The following is a 16,715-nucleotide window of genomic DNA, read 5'->3' as shown; positions in this document are numbered from 1 at the left end:
AATGATTCATTGAATAGAAGATAAGAAAGAGAATGGATAGAAAAGTGCAGGAACCAGTTAAATTATTTCAATACAATACTCTAGGTGCCCTAATGGCTGGTCTCTATGGTGGAACCATGACAGTGGGAGAATTGTTGGAACATGGCGACCTTGGTTTGGGAACCCTTGATTCGATTGATGGGGAGTTGATTGTCCTTGATGGCAAGGCTTATCAAGCCAAAGGATCAGGGGAGCAACCTGAAATTGTAGAAGTCGCACCCGATGCTCTTATCCCTTATGCAGCAGTGGTCCCCCATCAGGCAGAAGTGATTTTCCGCCAGCGCTTTGAGATGACGGACAAGGAATTAGAAAAGCGGATTGAGTCCTACTATGATGGGGAAAATCTCTTTCGCTCCATCAAGATTCATGGGGAATTCGCCCACATGCATGTACGGATGATTCCCAAGTCAACAACAGACACCAAGTTTGCTGATGTCGCGACACACCAGCCTGAGTATAGCCGTGAAAATGTATCGGGGACCATTGTTGGATTTTGGACACCAGAGATTTTCCATGGGGTCAGTGTTGCAGGCTACCATCTGCATTTTATCTCAGACGATTTGACCTTTGGCGGGCATGTGATGGACTTTGTTATCAAAGAAGGAATAATCGAGGTTGGACCAGTCGACCAATTGGACCAACGTTTTCCAGTCCAAGATCGCCAGTATTTATTTGCCAAATTTAACGTTGACGAGATGAAGAAAGATATTGATAAGTCAGAATAGGAGAAAAAGATGACAGTACATATTATCCTCACCATAATCGCTTTAGTTCTCATTCTAGTAGGTGGAACTTGGTATGCCAAAAAACGCTTTAAAATCTCTCTTGCAGTGATGGGCTTGGGGGCAATCGCATTTTTTGTTTCTTCTCAAGTGTTAGAGAAGATGGTTCACCTTCTGGTACTTCATCCACAAAAAGATGGAACCATTGTGCTCATGCAGGAGCAACCCTTCCTATATGTTCTTTATGCGATTGCCATAGCTGCCCTTTTTGAGGAAACTGCCCGCCTTGTCTTTTTTAAATGGTTGGAGAAAAAGAGAAGTCTAGAAGAGAAAGATGCTTTGGCTTACGGCTTGGGACATGGAGGTTTGGAGTTGCTCTATCTTGGGATGGGAAGCTTAATCAGTTTGTTGATCCTCTTTTCACTCATCCAGTCTTCAAATACTGATGTAGCCAATCTCCTTCCAAAGGCTACCCTCGAAACGGTTCAGTCTCTATCGATATGGCAGGTTTATTTATTAGGAGTTGAGCGAGTGCTTGCCCTAGTTCTGCAAATCGGTCTTTCTATCTGGGTCTATCAAAGTGTTCGTCAAAAGAAATGGATCTACCTCCTTGCTGCCTATGGTTTGCATGCCTTGTTTGACTTGGCTCCAGCTTTATCTCAGGTAGGCTGGATTGCAAATCCACTTCTAGTGGAGGTCATTCTTCTTTTAGAAGTACTAGCCTTTATCTGGCTAACAAAATCTACATTTTGGAAAAAATCATCATAAAAAGAGGGAAACCTCTTTTTTTAACGCAATGCTTTGACACCAAGAATTTTCCTGTCGTCAAAAGCCCTTAAAAATGGTATAATGAAATGACTTTACAAAAGGATGAGAGATATGACATTCGTAACTAAAATACAAGAACAATTAGAAGGAATCGATATTCGTTTTAAGGAACCCTTGAAGACTTATACCTATACCAAGGTAGGAGGTCGAGCGGATTATCTAGTTTTGCCACGCAATCGCTATGAGATGGCGCGTGTTGTCCAATTTGCCAATCAGGAGAATATTCCTTGGATGGTGCTAGGAAATGCCAGCAATATCATCGTTCGTGAAGGTGGAATCCGTGGTTTTGTTATCTTGTGTGACAAACTCAATAACGTTTCAGTTGATGGTTACACTATTGAAGCAGAAGCTGGTGCTAACTTGATTGAAACAACACGCATTGCCCTTCGTCATAGTTTGACTGGTTTTGAGTTTGCTTGCGGGATTCCAGGGAGCGTAGGTGGCGCTGTATTTATGAATGCGGGTGCCTATGGAGGAGAGATTGCTCACATCTTGCAGTCTTGTAAGATTCTGACCAAGGAAGGGGAAATCGAAACCTTGTCAGCCAAGGATTTGGCTTTTGGTTACCGCCATTCAGCTATTCAGGATTCTGGGGCCATTGTCTTGTCAGCTAAATTTGCCCTAGCTCCAGGAAATCATCAGGCTATCAAACAGGAAATGGATCGCTTGACGCATCTCCGTGAACTCAAACAACCTCTAGAATACCCATCTTGTGGTTCAGTCTTTAAGCGTCCAGTGGGGCATTTTGCAGGTCAGTTGATTTCAGAGGCTGGATTGAAAGGCTATCGTATCGGTGGTGTTGAAGTATCTGAAAAGCACGCTGGTTTCATGATCAATGTTGCTAACGGAACAGCTAAAGACTACGAGGACTTGATTCAATCTGTTATTGAAAAGGTAAAGGAACATTCAGGCGTCACCCTTGAGAGGGAAGTCCGAATCCTGGGTGAGAAGGAGTAAGGTTTCACCAGAATAGCTGCTGCTATGTCAATGGAAAGGGGGTGAAAGCCTATCGGTAGCGAAGATATATGCAGGTGGTTTTACTCCCTGCAAGAGGTAGTGGCGGCCTGACAGAGCCCTGATCTGTTAATTTATGAAAAAGAAGGAATTTATGCCAATTGAAAAAACCAATTATCGAATTCAAAAACGTCTCTAAAGTTTTTGAAGACAGCAACACCAAGGTTCTCAAAGACATTAACTTTGAGTTGGAAGAGGGGAAATTCTATACTCTTTTAGGCGCATCTGGTTCTGGGAAATCAACTATCCTGAATATTATTGCAGGTTTACTGGATGCGACGACAGGAGATATTTTGTTGGATGGGGTACGGATCAACGACATTCCAACCAACAAGCGAGACGTCCATACGGTCTTCCAATCCTATGCCTTGTTTCCACATATGAATGTGTTTGAAAATGTTGCCTTTCCGCTCCGCTTACGTAAAATCGACAAGAAAGAAATTGAGCAACGCGTAGCGGAAGTTCTCAAGATGGTTCAGTTGGAAGGTTATGAAAAACGTTCCATCCGTAAACTCTCTGGAGGACAACGTCAGCGTGTGGCCATTGCCCGTGCTATTATCAACCAACCTCGTGTGGTTTTGTTGGATGAGCCCTTGTCAGCGCTGGATTTGAAGTTGCGAACAGACATGCAGTACGAACTGCGTGAACTGCAACAACGATTGGGGATTACCTTTGTCTTTGTCACTCACGATCAGGAGGAAGCCTTGGCTATGAGTGACTGGATTTTTGTTATGAATGATGGCGAGATTGTTCAGTCTGGAACGCCTGTGGACATCTACGATGAGCCGATCAACCACTTTGTTGCCACCTTTATCGGTGAGTCCAACATCTTGCCAGGAAACATGATTGAGGACTACTTGGTCGAGTTCAATGGCAAACGCTTTGAAGCGGTCGACGGGGGGATGAAGCCAAATGAGCCTGTTGAGGTTGTCATTCGTCCAGAAGACTTGCGCATTACCCTTCCTGAAGAAGGCAAGCTCCAAGTTAAGGTTGATACCCAGCTTTTCCGTGGGGTTCACTACGAGATTATCGCCTATGACGAACTCGGAAATGAATGGATGATCCACTCGACTCGTAAGGCCATTGTGGGTGAGGAAATCGGTCTGGACTTTGAACCAGAAGACATCCACATCATGCGTCTTAACGAAACTGAAGAAGAGTTTGATGCTCGTATCGAGGAGTATGTAGAAATCGAAGAGCAAGAAGCAGGTCTGATTAACGCGATTGAGGAGGAAAGAGATGAAGAAAACAACCTCTAAACTCTTTGTAGTGCCCTACATGCTTTGGATTGCCCTCTTTGTCCTCGCACCCTTGGTCTTGATTTTCGGTCAATCCTTTTTCAACATTGAAGGCCAGTTCAGTTTAGAAAACTATAAATCTTACTTTGCGTCACAAAACTTAACCTACCTTAAGATGAGCTTCAACTCTGTGCTCTATGCGGGGATTGTAACCATGGTGACGCTTCTCATCAGCTATCCGACAGCCCTCTTTTTGACTCGTCTCAAGCACCGTCAGCTCTGGCTCATGCTGATTATCCTGCCAACATGGATCAACCTGCTCCTCAAGGCCTATGCCTTTATCGGGATTTTTGGTCAAGATGGCTCTATTAACCAATTCTTGGAATTCATCGGAATCGGTTCGCAGCAGTTGCTCTTTACGGATTTCTCCTTTATCTTTGTAGCAAGCTACATCGAGCTTCCCTTTATGATTTTGCCGATCTTCAATGTCTTGGACGATATGGATAACAATCTTATCAATGCCAGCTATGACCTCGGTGCGACCAAGTGGGAGACCTTCCGCCATGTCATCTTCCCTCTGTCTATGAACGGAGTGAGAAGTGGGGTTCAGTCGGTCTTTATCCCTAGCTTGAGTCTCTTCATGTTGACCCGTTTGATTGGTGGGAACCGCGTTATTACCTTGGGAACGGCTATCGAGCAGAACTTTCTGACCAATGATAACTATGGTATGGGTTCAACCATCGGTGTGATCCTCATCCTGACCATGTTCATCACCATGTGGGTAACCAAGGAAAGGAGAGAACGATGAAAAAATTTGCGAATCTCTACCTAGCCTTTGTCTTCATCATCCTATATTTGCCAATTTTTTACTTGATTGGCTATGCCTTTAATGCTGGCGATGATATGAACAGCTTTACAGGCTTTAGCCTGAACCATTTTAAAACCATGTTTGGTGACGGTCGTCTCATGTTGATCCTCACCCAAACCTTCTTCTTGGCCTTTCTATCGGCCTTGATTGCGACCATTATCGGGACTTTCGGAGCCATCTATATCTATCAGTCTCGTAAGAAATACCAAGAAGCCTTTCTATCGCTTAATAATATCCTCATGGTTGCGCCTGACGTTATGATTGGTGCTAGCTTCTTGATTCTCTTTACCCAGCTTAAGTTTTCTCTTGGTTTTTTGACGGTTCTATCTAGTCACGTGGCCTTTTCCATCCCTATCGTGGTCTTGATGGTCTTGCCTCGTCTCAAGGAGATGAATGATGACATGATTCATGCGGCTTATGACCTTGGTGCCAGCCAGTTTCAGATGTTCAAGGAAATCATGCTTCCTTACCTGACTCCGTCTATTATTGCAGGTTATTTCATGGCCTTTACTTATTCGCTGGATGACTTTGCTGTGACCTTCTTTGTGACGGGAAATGGCTTTTCAACCCTGTCAGTCGAGATATACTCTCGTGCTCGTAAGGGAATTTCGCTAGAAATCAATGCCCTGTCTGCTCTCGTCTTTCTTTTTAGTATTATCCTAGTTGTTGGATATTACTTTATCTCACGTGAGAAGGAGGAGCGAGCATGAAAAAACTCTATTCATTTTTAGCAGGAATTGCGGCGATTATCCTTGTCTTGTGGGGGATTGCCCACCATCTAGATAGTAAAATCAACAGTCGAGATAGTCAAAAACTGGTTATTTACAACTGGGGAGACTACATTGATCCCGAACTCTTGGAGAAATTTACAGAAGAAACGGGAATCCAAGTTCAGTACGAGACCTTTGACTCTAACGAAGCCATGTACACGAAAATCAAGCAGGGTGGAACAACCTACGATATCGCCATACCGAGTGAATACATGATCAACAAGATGAAGGATGAAGACCTTTTGGTTCCTCTTGATTATTCAAAAATTGAAGGAATCGAAAATATCGGACCAGAGTTCCTCGACCAGTCTTTTGACCCAGGCAATAAATTCTCCATTCCTTATTTCTGGGGTACCTTGGGAATTGTCTACAACGAAACCATGGTAGATGAGGCTCCTGAGCATTGGGATGATCTCTGGAAGCCAGAGTATAAGGATTCCATTATGCTCTTTGATGGGGCGCGTGAGGTGCTGGGACTCGGGCTTAACTCGCTGGGCTACAGTCTCAACTCAAAGGATCCTCAGCAGTTGGAAGAGACAGTAGACAAACTATATAAACTGACTCCAAATATTAAGGCTATCGTTGCTGACGAGATGAAGGGCTACATGATTCAGAATAATGCTGCTATCGGCGTGACCTTCTCTGGGGAAGCCAGCCAGATGTTGGAGAAAAATCCTAACCTCAAATATGTTGTGCCTACTGAGGCTAGCAATCTCTGGTTTGATAACATGGTCATTCCAAAAACCGTGAAAAACCAAGATGCCGCCTATGCCTTTATCAACTTTATGTTGAAACCCGAAAATGCCCTTAAAAATGCGGAATATGTCGGCTATGCAACACCAAATAACACGGCTAAGGAACTGCTCCCAGAGGAGACCAAAGAAGACAAGTCCTTCTATCCAGACGCTGATACCATGAAAAACCTAGAAGTTTATGAGAAATTTGACCATAAATGGACAGGCAAATATAGCGACCTCTTCCTACAGTTTAAAATGTATCGGAAGTAGGAGTAGATACAAAGAAAACGAATCAGTCAAGCTGCTTCGTTTTTTATGATGAAATTAATAAATCAAACTTATAAAAGTTTGCGCCTAACCACACCTTTTTGTATAATAATATATGAGGGGTGTAAAATTAAGCAAATATTATGGGGAAAGAGTTTGTCATGGATCTAAAGTTAAACGATATTTTGAATATAAGTGATCAAGATAAAAGAAAATTCAAGGTGAAATTTAATAATTGGACGGGTGAAAATCCAATTCAGACCTATTTGAGAGACGAGGAAATAATTAATAACTACAACTTGTTTTGGAGAACAAATAAGCGATATTTCAATGTTGGAGATATTGTCATAAATTTCATTAAGATTGATAATAACAAATGGTTATTAACTACTATAAAAGAAGTGAGTAAGGAACTTTTTGTTACTGAAGGACAAAATTATGAAGGAATTGAACTAAAAGAATATTCAGCCCTTTTTGGTCGTCTAATTATTCGGTACAGAAAAGAATCTAGAGGTTCAGTTCTAAAGTATACAACTTGTAAGGAAAAACTTGTGATAGAACAATTGTTATCAGATTCATTTGGAGGAGAAGAATTTCCGGGATATGATAATATTTCTTTATCTTACAAAGAATTAGAATTGATTTTACGTTTGAGAAAAAAAGATTGGATAACTGCTTTACAAAATCAAAAAGCTGTTTATCTTATTACGGATAAGCAGAATGGTAAATTATATATAGGCTCAGCAACTTCAAACTATGGTATGCTTTTACAACGTTGGCAATCCTATGTGGATAATGGACATGGTGGCAATAAAGAACTTAGGATTTTAGTTGAAAAACAAGGGTTAAATTACGTTAAAGAAAATTTTCAATACTCTGTATTGGAAAACTACAATGGTAAGATTGATGATAATTTTGTTTTGAGGCGTGAATCATGGTGGAAAGAAGTTTTAAAATCAAAGGAGCATGGTTATAATGCAAATTAGGAGGAGAAAATAGAACAGTGGGAAAGAAATCGTCTTATAAAATAGGAATGGTGAAGAGATGAAAATAGAGAAATTGTTAGAGAGCAGGAAATATTGAAATAGTAGAAGTTTCAACTGCTTCTGAAGGTACCTCGGAGGGGACTGTAGTAGATCAAAGTCCGAAAGTAGGAGAGGAAGTTGATTTGAAACGTACACGAGTTAAAATTTCAATTTATAAGCCTAAAACTCATCAAACATCACAAAGTAGATCTAGATAAATTAAAACGTTAATTTAGAAAGCTAACTCACTACTATTAGTTAAGAATCTTTCCCAGTTGACTCAAACTCAAAAAAACGATATAATAAGAAAGTTGAGAATTGATTTTCACTTGTCTTAGCCCAGAGAATTGGCGGTGCTGCGAGCCATCTAAGCTAGGAAGTCATGCTACTCAATCTAACAATTGCATAAGAATAAGAGAATGACAAGTTCATTGAATGAAGGTGGTACCGCGGTTTTTCGCCCTTCGTGATGTGAGCTTGTCTTTTGATTTTTGGAGGTGTTTATGAGAACATTTCATGTCAAACAAAAATTTCGCCTTGGTGGTGAACGTTTTGATATCAAGGATGATAGAGGGGTAGTGAACTATCAGGTGGAGGGATCATTTTTCCAAATTCCTAAAATCTTTACCATCTATGACGCCTATGGTGAGCAAGTCAGTGAGATTAGTAAAGAATTTTTCACCTTGCTTCCTCGCTTTAACATTCAGCTACGGGACGGGTCAAATTTCGTCATTCGTAAGAAGTTGACCTTCTGGCGAGATAAGTATGAGTTTGATGATCTAGGGCTTCGTATTGAGGGCAATATCTGGGATTTGAATTTCAAATTGCTAGATGATCGTGATCAGCTTGTCGCCGAGATTCGGAAAGAAATTTTCCATCTGACCTCAACCTACACCGTAACCGTCTATGAAGATTCTTATGCAGACCTGGTCATTTCCCTCTGTGTCGCGATTGACTATGTGGAGATGCTGGAAAGCCAATCAAATTAAACAAGTAAACAAGGAGATATTATGAAACAACTATCTAGTGCTCAAGTTCGCCAAATGTGGCTTGATTTCTGGGCAAGCAAAGGCCACTCTGTAGAACCATCAGTCAGCTTGGTTCCTGTAAATGACCCAACTCTTTTGTGGATTAACTCTGGGGTAGCAACCCTTAAGAAATACTTTGACGGGACTATTATCCCTGAAAATCCACGTATTACCAATGCGCAAAAAGCGATCCGTACTAACGATATCGAAAACGTAGGGAAGACTGCGCGTCACCATACTATGTTTGAAATGTTGGGGAACTTCTCTATCGGGGATTACTTCCGTGATGAAGCTATCACTTGGGCTTATGAGCTTTTGACAAGCCCAGAATGGTTTGATTTTCCTGCTGAAAAACTCTACATGACCTACTATCCAGATGATAAAGATTCATACAACCGCTGGATTGAAGTAGGAGTAGACCCAAGTCACTTGATCCCAATCGAGGACAACTTCTGGGAAATCGGTGCGGGACCTTCTGGACCTGATACTGAGATCTTCTTTGACCGTGGGGAAGCTTTTGACCCAGAAAATATTGGTCTTCGTCTGCTTGCAGAAGATATCGAAAACGACCGTTATATCGAAATCTGGAACATTGTTTTATCACAATTTAACGCGGATCCTGCTGTTCCTCGTAGCGAATACAAGGAATTGCCACACAAGAACATTGATACGGGCGCTGGTTTAGAGCGTTTGGTAGCCGTTATCCAAGGTGCTAAGACAAACTTTGAAACAGACCTCTTCATGCCGATTATTCGTGAAGTTGAGAAGTTGTCTGGCAAGGTTTATGACCAAGATGGCGATAATATGAGCTTCAAGGTCATTGCGGACCACATCCGTTCTCTTTCATTTGCCATTGGTGATGGTGCCCTTCCAGGAAATGAAGGCCGTGGTTATGTCCTTCGTCGTCTCCTCCGTCGTGCTTCTATGCATGGTCAAAAATTGGGAATCAACGAACCTTTCCTTTACAAACTCGTTCCAACTGTTGGAAAAATCATGGAAAGCTACTACCCAGAAGTACTTGAGAAACGTGACTTTATCGAGAAAATCGTTAAGAGCGAGGAAGAGTCATTCGCTCGAACCCTTCACTCAGGTCAACACTTTGCCCAAGGTATCGTAGCAGACTTGAAAGAAAAAGGTCAATCAGTGATTGCAGGTTCAGATGTATTCAAGCTTTATGACACCTATGGATTCCCAGTGGAATTGACAGAAGAAATCGCTGAAGAAGCTGGGATGACTGTAGACCGTGAAGGCTTTGAAGCAGCCATGAAAGAACAGCAAGAACGCGCGCGTGCGTCAGCTGTTAAAGGTGGCTCAATGGGTATGCAAAATGAAACCCTCCAAAATATCACTGTTGAGAGCATCTTTAACTATGAAGCATCACAATTGTCTTCTAAATTGGTGGCTATCATATCGGACAATGCAGAAGTAGAAGCTGTTTCTGAAGGAACTGCCTCTCTCATCTTTGCGGAGACTCCATTCTACGCTGAGATGGGTGGACAGGTAGCTGACCATGGACAAATCTTGGACGCTGCTGGAAATGTCGTGGCTACTGTGACAGATGTTCAAAAAGCTCCAAATGGACAACCACTTCATACAGTTGAAGTTCTTGCACCGCTGGCTTTGAATGCAGAATATACTTTGGCAATCGATACAGACCGTCGCCTTCGTGTCATGAAAAACCACACAGCGACTCACTTGCTCCATGCGGCTCTTCACAATATCCTTGGTAGCCACGCAACTCAAGCAGGTTCACTTAATGAGGTCGAATTCCTTCGCTTTGACTTCACACACTTCCAAGCAGTGACTTCTGAAGAATTGCGCGCCATTGAACAACAAGTCAATGAGAAAATTTGGGAAGCAATCGCAGTAGAAACTGTTGAGACAGATATTGACACTGCTAAAGAAATGGGAGCTATGGCCCTCTTTGGTGAGAAATATGGCAAGGAAGTCCGTGTTGTCACCATCGGTGATTACTCTGTGGAACTCTGTGGTGGTACCCACGTTGGCAACACTTCTGAAATTGGCCTCTTCAAGATTGTCAAAGAAGAAGGGATCGGATCAGGAACTCGCCGTATCTTGGCAGTGACTGGTAAGGAAGCCTTTGAAGCTTACCGTGAACAAGAAGACGCTCTTAAAGCAGTGGCAGCGACTTTGAAAGCACCTCAACTCAAGGAAGTACCTCACAAGGTCGAAGGTCTTCAAGAGCAACTCCGTCAATTGCAAAAAGAAAATGCAGAATTGAAAGAAAAAGCAGCAGCCGCCGCCGCAGGCGATGTCTTCAAGGATGTGAAGGAAGTCAACGGACACCGTTACATTGCAAGTCAAGTTTCTGTATCAGACGCAGGTGCCCTTCGTACCTTTGCGGATAACTGGAAACAAAAAGACTACTCTGACGTGCTTGTCTTAGTCGCAGCTATTGGCGACAAAGTAAATGTCCTTGTAGCTAGCAAGTCAAAAGATGTACATGCAGGAAACCTTGTCAAAGAATTGGCTCCAATCGTCGATGGACGTGGTGGTGGTAAACCAGACATGGCCATGGCAGGAGGAAGCAACCAAGCGAAAATCCAAGAACTCTTGGAGGCAGTAGCAGGTAAATTGTAAGACAATAAAGATCTATCCATTTGGGTAGGTCTTTTTGTGAATACAAAAAAGCCAAATCCGGTTGGATCTGGCTTGTAACTGATAGGTTTATTTTGCTGCCCAGACACTGACTGAACCCGCTGCTACTGGAAATTCTCCATAACCTTCAGCATTGATCATAACTTGTGCTGGGTGATTTTCAAGGAGGTCAACAAAGGTCTGGGCAGCCCATTCTTGACCAACAAACATAGACTTGCTGTTTTCTTGATCATTTGAAATCAAGACTGCGATTGGGGATTGATTTTCAGCGCTTGAACGAACCCATCCGATACAATTGGCATCGTCAAAGTAGTCTGTTTGCTCTCCATAAGCCCTGTCTTTTCGGATGGTTAGGAGACGGTCAAGGACTTCTTTGAAATCTTCTTGGGCGTATTTTCCTGAAATTCCATAGTAGTCTCCGTAAAAGACACATGGAAGCCCATCTTGACGTAACAGAATGAGGGCATAGGCTGCTGGCTTGAACCATTCTTCAACAGTAGACTCAAGGGCCTGTCCTCGTTGAGTATCATGGTTGTCAACGAAAGTGACAGCCTTGTCAGGCTTGAGTTCCACCAAGCTATCAGTAAAGATAGTACGAAGGTCGTAGCTTGCTCCAGCTTGACTGGCTTCAAAGAGATTCTGGTGGAGACGAACATCGACAAGGTCAAAACGTTCCTCTGTTTTTTCGAGATAGTCTAGGTTGGCTTCTTTATCTGGATTCCAAAATTCACCAAAAACATAGAAATCTTGACCATATTTTTCCTTCATATCACGGATGAAATTGCGCATAAAGAAAGAGTCGATGTGTTTGACGGCATCCAAACGGAAACCAGCTACACCAGTTGTTTCCATGAACCAGTCAGCCCAGTCATAGATGTTCTGGATGACTTCAGGGTGCTTAAAGTCCAGGTCAGCGTACATGAGATAGTCGTAGTTACCGTTTTCGTTATCGACCAATTCCTCATTTGCCCAACCTTTATTATCTCCTTGGATCAGGTAAATGCCAGACTTACGGCGTTTGGCATCGTAGTCTGTACCTGTGAAGTGGTACCAGTGCCAGTGGAAGTCATTGTAGGTATCTTGGCGACCATCGAAAGTAAAGTGAGTCCAGCCATTGATAGTAAAGGGCTCGCTTAGTTGAACGGTACGATCCTCAGGATCCACTTCAATAACCTGAAAGGCTTCCATATGATCTGCTGCAGCCTTGTGATTGAGCACGATGTCAGCCATTGGTTGGATTCCATGCTCCTTGAGTGTCTGAATCGTTTGGAGATAATCTTCCTTAAAACCATACTTGGTACGGACAGTACCTTTTTGGTGAAATTCGCCTAGGTCAAAAAGATCATAAACACCATATCCCACATCTTTTTCATTGGTCGCCTTAAAGGCAGGGGGCATCCAGACATGACTGATACCAAGATTTGCTAGGTGTTGAGCATCTTCAGCCAGACGCGTCCAGTGCTGGCCGTCATGAGGCAGATACCACTCAAAGTATTGCATAAGTGTCTGATTTTGCATTGTTTTTCCTCTTGCTTATCAATGTTGTGTTTTATTCTACCATAAAGTCCAGAACTACGCAAACGTTTGCGCAAGATTCTATACTCATTTCTGAAATTGTCTATTTTTAAAGACACTATTTCCTTCCCATTGCTAGAGAAATAATGTTTAGGAGAAAAAATAAATTGAGTAAACTTATTTTAACAAAAATGACACTTAATAAACTAAAGTATAGATGGTTAAACGGTTTCTTTTTTGAGAATTGTCATAAAATTTGCTATAATAGTAGCTATGAATAGAATTAGGGTCAGCAGACGTGTTGAAAAAAAGCTAGCTAAGGGTCTAGTTCTTTTGGAAGCAAGTGATTTAACAGATATTGATCTGACGGATCAGGAAGTAGAAGTTCTTAGTCAAGATGGGAAGTTTTTAGGGAGTGCCTATCTTTCTCAGCAGAACAAGGGCATTGGTTGGTTGGTCAGCAAGGAAAAGGTTCGTTTCAATCAAGCCTTTTTTGAAATTCTGTTTCGTAAGGCCAAGGAAGCTAGAAAGCCATATTATCAGGATGACTTGACCACTGCCTTTCGCCTTTTTAACCAAGAGGGGGATGGTTTTGGTGGTCTGACTATTGATCTCTACGGAGATTATGTGGTCTTTTCTTGGTATAACTCCTATGTTTACCAGATTCGTAAGGTTATTGTAAAGGCTTTTAAGGAAGTCTTTCCTGAGGTCTTGGGGGCTTATGAGAAGATTCGTTTTAAAGATCTAGATTACGAGTCTGCTCATGTCTATGGTGAGGAAGCGCCAGACTACTTTACTGTTCTTGAGAATGGCGTGCTCTATCAAGTCTTTATGAATGATGGCTTGATGACAGGGATTTTCTTAGATCAGCATGAGGTTCGTGGGAGTTTGGTTGACGGTTTAGCCATGGGCAAGTCCTTGCTCAATATGTTTTCCTATACAGCTGCCTTTTCAGTTGCTGCAGCTATGGGAGGTGCAAGTGAGACGACTTCTGTCGACTTGGCCAAACGGTCCAGAGAGCTGTCAGAAGCTCATTTTCAGGCAAATGGACTCAGCACAGAAAACCATCGTTTTATCGTTATGGATGTCTTTGAATATTTCAAGTATGCCAAGCGAAAAGGTCTGACCTACGATGTGATTGTCCTGGATCCGCCGAGCTTTGCTCGCAATAAAAAACAAACATTTTCTGTGGCTAAGGACTATCACAAGCTGATTTCCCAGAGTCTAGAAATTTTAAATCCGGGAGGCATTATCATTGCTAGTACCAATGCTGCCAATGTTTCCCGCCAGAAATTTACAGAACAAATTGATAAAGGTTTTGCAGGAAGAAGGTATCAAGTCTTGAATAAATACGGACTTCCAGCAGACTTTGCCTATAATAAAAAAGATGAAAGCAGTAATTACCTCAAGGTGATTAGTATGAAGGTTAGTAGATGAAATTAATCGTTTCAGTGATGCCAAGAAGTTTAGAAGAAGCGCAAGAGCTGGATGCCACACGGTATGAAGATGCCGATATCATTGAGTGGCGTGCGGACTTTCTTGCCAAGGACGCTATTTTACAGGTAGCACCCGCTATCTTTGAGAAATTCGCAGGACGTGAACTTGTCTTTACCCTTCGGACTCGCACAGAGGGAGGAGAAATCGAACTGTCTTCTGAAGAGTATGTTCAAATCATCAAGGAAGTTACCCAGCTCTATCAACCGGATTATGTAGATTTTGAGTACTTCAGCTACAAGGACGTTTTTGAGGAGATGTTGGATTTTCCAAATCTCGTTTTGAGTTACCATAATTTCCAAGAGACACCTGAAAACATGATGGAGATTTTGTCTGAGTTGACCAGTCTCTCTCCGAAAGTGGTCAAGGTATCAGTTATGGCCCATACGGAGCAGGATGTTTTAGACCTGATGAACTACACACGAGGATTTAAAACACTCAATCCTGAACAAGAGTACGTGACCATTTCCATGGGGAAAATGGGCAAGGTATCACGCATTACTTCAGATGTGACGGGTTCGAGTTGGTCATTTGCTAGTCTAGATGAAGCGAGTGCCCCCGGTCAGATTTCTCTATCAAACATGAAAAAAATCAGGGAGATTTTGGATGAAGCTTGATGGCTACACACGTATGGCGGCTGTCGTTGCAAATCCCATTAAACACTCCATCTCACCTTTTATCCACAATAGGGCCTTTGAGGCGACAGCTACCAATGGTGTCTATGTGGCTTGGGAGATTGAAGCGGGTGACTTGGCAGAAACAGTCGCCAATATTCGCCGTTACCAGATGTTTGGAATCAATCTCTCCATGCCTTATAAGGAGCAAGTGATTCCTTATCTGGATGAGTTGAGTGATGAGGCTCGTTTGATTGGGGCGGTCAACACAGTTGTTAATCAAGACAGAACGTTAATTGGATATAATACAGATGGCAAGGGATTCTTTAAGAGCTTGCCTTCTTTTACAATCTCGGATAAGAAAATGACTATTCTGGGAGCAGGGGGCGCGGCCAAATCCATTTTGGCACAGGCTATTTTGGATGGCGTCAGTCAGATTTCAGTCTTTGTTCGGTCAGTTTCCATGAAAAAAACAAGACCTTACCTAGACAAGTTGCAGGAGCAAACAGGTTTTAAAGTGCACTTGTGTGCTTTAGAAGATGTTTCTGAACTGCAAGAAAAGATTGCCAAGTCGGACCTGCTCGTCAATGCGACTAGTGTGGGAATGGACGGTCAGTCGTCACCAGTTCCAGAAAGAATCAATTTACCAGAAAATCTTTTGGTGGCCGATGTCATTTACCAACCCTTTGAAACGCCATTTTTGAAATGGGCTAGAAGTCAGGGTAATCCAGCCGTCAATGGCCTGGGGATGTTGCTCTATCAAGCTGCTGAAGCTTTTCAACTGTGGACAGGTAAAGAGATGCCGACTGAAGAGATTTGGCAGTCCTTAACAGAAAAATACCAATAATGAAAAGGAGACCCTACTATGAAAATCAGAATCGATATTCCGCATCATCCTTATGATATTCAGATTGAAAAAGGTTGTCTATCGCAAGCAGGTCAATGGTTGCTAGAACTCTGGCAACCTCAAAAAGTGGTTATCGTAACTGACAACCATGTAGCTTCTCTCTATGCAGAGAAAGTCAAACTCAGCCTAGAAGATGCTGGTTTTCAGGTAGCTGTTTTTGATTTCTTAGAAGGCGAAGAACGAAAAAATTTAACCACTGTTCAGAAAGTCTATGAATTTTTAGTCAAGCAGGGGTTGACTCGTAGCGATGGAATCGTGGCTCTTGGTGGTGGTGTCGTTGGGGACCTAGCTGGTTTCGTAGCCTCCACCTATATGCGGGGCATTCACTTTGTTCAGATTCCGACTAGTTTGACAGCTCAGGTAGATTCTTCTATCGGTGGTAAGACGGGTGTTAATACTCCTTTTGCTAAGAATATGGTGGGGACTTTTGCCCAACCAGATGGGGTTCTGATTGACCCGCTTGTCCTAGAAACGCTTGGAAAAAGAGAGCTGATTGAAGGGATGGGTGAGGTCATCAAGTATGGCTTGATCGAGGATCCAGAACTTTGGGCTCTCTTAACGGAGCTGGATGGTTCTGTTGAGAGTATACTGGAACATGCAGAGACTTTGATTGAACATTCTTGTCAGGTTAAGCGCAAGATGGTAGTTGAGGATGAGTTGGATAATGGTGTTCGCCTTTACCTCAATTTTGGTCACACTATTGGCCATGCTATTGAAGCGACTGCCGGTTATGGCAAGGTCATGCATGGTGAGGCTGTGGCCATAGGCATGGTGCAGATTTCCAAGGTTGCTGAGGAAAAAGGCCTCATGCCAGAAGGAATAACCCAGTCCATTACAGAGATGTGCCGGAAGTTTGGCTTACCTGTTGACTATGAAAACTGGGATGTTGACAAGCTTTATCAGACTTTGACTCATGACAAGAAAGCGCGTGGGAACACCTTGAAATTGGTCTTGGTGCCAGAGCTTGGTTCAGCGACCATTCACCCAGTTTCTCTGGAAGAGATGAGAGACTACTTGGTAAAATAAGGAG

At 42.6% G+C, this 16,715-nt stretch carries 15 protein-coding genes and 1 pseudogene; 15 read left to right on the top strand and 1 reads right to left on the bottom strand.

The genetic code is table 11. The features are described from left to right. The first annotated feature begins 32 nt into the window (after positions 1-32). From budA to alaS, 11 genes and pseudogenes are all read left to right on the top strand, one after another. Entirely contained in the window at positions 33-764 is a 732-nt protein-coding gene (gene budA, locus D8801_RS06810; protein ID WP_125848768.1) for an acetolactate decarboxylase, read from the top strand. A 9-nt stretch (positions 765-773) separates the two neighbouring features. Beyond that, positions 774-1,529 (top strand): YhfC family glutamic-type intramembrane protease, encoded by a 756-nt coding sequence (locus D8801_RS06805; RefSeq protein ID WP_125848766.1) that lies wholly within the window; start codon positions 774-776, stop codon positions 1,527-1,529. 111 nt (positions 1,530-1,640) lie between these two features. Continuing rightward, the gene (gene murB / locus D8801_RS06800; RefSeq protein WP_169446276.1) at positions 1,641-2,546 is read left to right on the top strand and encodes a UDP-N-acetylmuramate dehydrogenase; all 906 of its coding nucleotides are present in this window, start codon (positions 1,641-1,643) and stop codon (positions 2,544-2,546) included. 158 nt (positions 2,547-2,704) lie between these two features. Next, positions 2,705-3,862, top strand: a complete 1,158-nt coding sequence (locus D8801_RS06795) for an ABC transporter ATP-binding protein (RefSeq protein WP_084975022.1) — start codon at positions 2,705-2,707, stop codon at positions 3,860-3,862. Next, the gene (locus D8801_RS06790) at positions 3,843-4,649 is read left to right on the top strand and encodes an ABC transporter permease (protein ID WP_125424653.1); all 807 of its coding nucleotides are present in this window, start codon (positions 3,843-3,845) and stop codon (positions 4,647-4,649) included. The genes D8801_RS06795 and D8801_RS06790 overlap by 20 nt, the downstream gene beginning before the upstream one ends. Beyond that, entirely contained in the window at positions 4,646-5,419 is a 774-nt protein-coding gene (locus D8801_RS06785; RefSeq protein WP_125848764.1) for an ABC transporter permease, read from the top strand. The genes D8801_RS06790 and D8801_RS06785 overlap by 4 nt, the downstream gene beginning before the upstream one ends. Next, the gene (locus D8801_RS06780) at positions 5,416-6,486 is read left to right on the top strand and encodes an ABC transporter substrate-binding protein (protein ID WP_125848762.1); all 1,071 of its coding nucleotides are present in this window, start codon (positions 5,416-5,418) and stop codon (positions 6,484-6,486) included. The genes D8801_RS06785 and D8801_RS06780 overlap by 4 nt, the downstream gene beginning before the upstream one ends. A 158-nt stretch (positions 6,487-6,644) precedes the next feature. Then, positions 6,645-7,469 (top strand): GIY-YIG nuclease family protein, encoded by an 825-nt coding sequence (locus D8801_RS06775; protein WP_125848760.1) that lies wholly within the window; start codon positions 6,645-6,647, stop codon positions 7,467-7,469. An 80-nt stretch (positions 7,470-7,549) separates the two neighbouring features. Continuing rightward, a pseudogene (locus D8801_RS06770) lies at positions 7,550-7,714 on the top strand (PASTA domain-containing protein); the annotation flags it as partial. Between the two features lie 297 nt (positions 7,715-8,011). Next, positions 8,012-8,497 (top strand): LURP-one-related/scramblase family protein, encoded by a 486-nt coding sequence (locus D8801_RS06765; RefSeq protein ID WP_125848759.1) that lies wholly within the window; start codon positions 8,012-8,014, stop codon positions 8,495-8,497. 21 nt (positions 8,498-8,518) lie between these two features. Next, entirely contained in the window at positions 8,519-11,137 is a 2,619-nt protein-coding gene (gene alaS, locus D8801_RS06760; RefSeq protein WP_125848757.1) for an alanine--tRNA ligase, read from the top strand. 87 nt (positions 11,138-11,224) lie between these two features. Here the strand turns inward: alaS and D8801_RS06755 are convergent, their stop codons facing one another. Beyond that, complete coding sequence (locus tag D8801_RS06755) at positions 11,225-12,673, bottom strand: alpha-amylase (RefSeq protein ID WP_125848755.1); 1,449 nt, start codon at positions 12,671-12,673, stop codon at positions 11,225-11,227. Positions 12,674-12,943: 270 nt separating this feature from the next. Here D8801_RS06755 and D8801_RS06750 point away from each other — a divergent pair, with 270 nt between their 5' ends. The 4 genes from D8801_RS06750 to aroB are packed head-to-tail and all read left to right on the top strand — an operon-like array spanning position 12,944 to position 16,711. Further along, complete coding sequence (locus D8801_RS06750; RefSeq protein WP_185758510.1) at positions 12,944-14,107, top strand: class I SAM-dependent rRNA methyltransferase; 1,164 nt, start codon at positions 12,944-12,946, stop codon at positions 14,105-14,107. Beyond that, positions 14,104-14,781, top strand: coding sequence for a type I 3-dehydroquinate dehydratase (gene aroD, locus D8801_RS06745; protein ID WP_125848753.1), 678 nt, complete (start codon positions 14,104-14,106; stop codon positions 14,779-14,781). The genes D8801_RS06750 and aroD overlap by 4 nt, the downstream gene beginning before the upstream one ends. Beyond that, a complete protein-coding gene (locus D8801_RS06740) occupies positions 14,771-15,625 on the top strand; it encodes a shikimate dehydrogenase (protein WP_125848751.1) in 855 nt (284 codons plus the stop codon). The genes aroD and D8801_RS06740 overlap by 11 nt, the downstream gene beginning before the upstream one ends. 18 nt (positions 15,626-15,643) lie before the next feature. Continuing rightward, on the top strand, positions 15,644-16,711 hold the full coding sequence (gene aroB, locus D8801_RS06735; RefSeq protein ID WP_125848749.1) for a 3-dehydroquinate synthase: 1,068 nt from the start codon (positions 15,644-15,646) through the stop codon (positions 16,709-16,711). Positions 16,712-16,715 lie beyond the last annotated feature (4 nt).

Source organism: Streptococcus oralis (assembly GCF_003943415.1).
In the GTDB taxonomy this organism is placed as follows: Bacteria; Bacillota; Bacilli; order Lactobacillales; family Streptococcaceae; genus Streptococcus; species Streptococcus oralis_BJ.
This window is presented reverse-complemented; position numbering and strand designations above follow the sequence as displayed.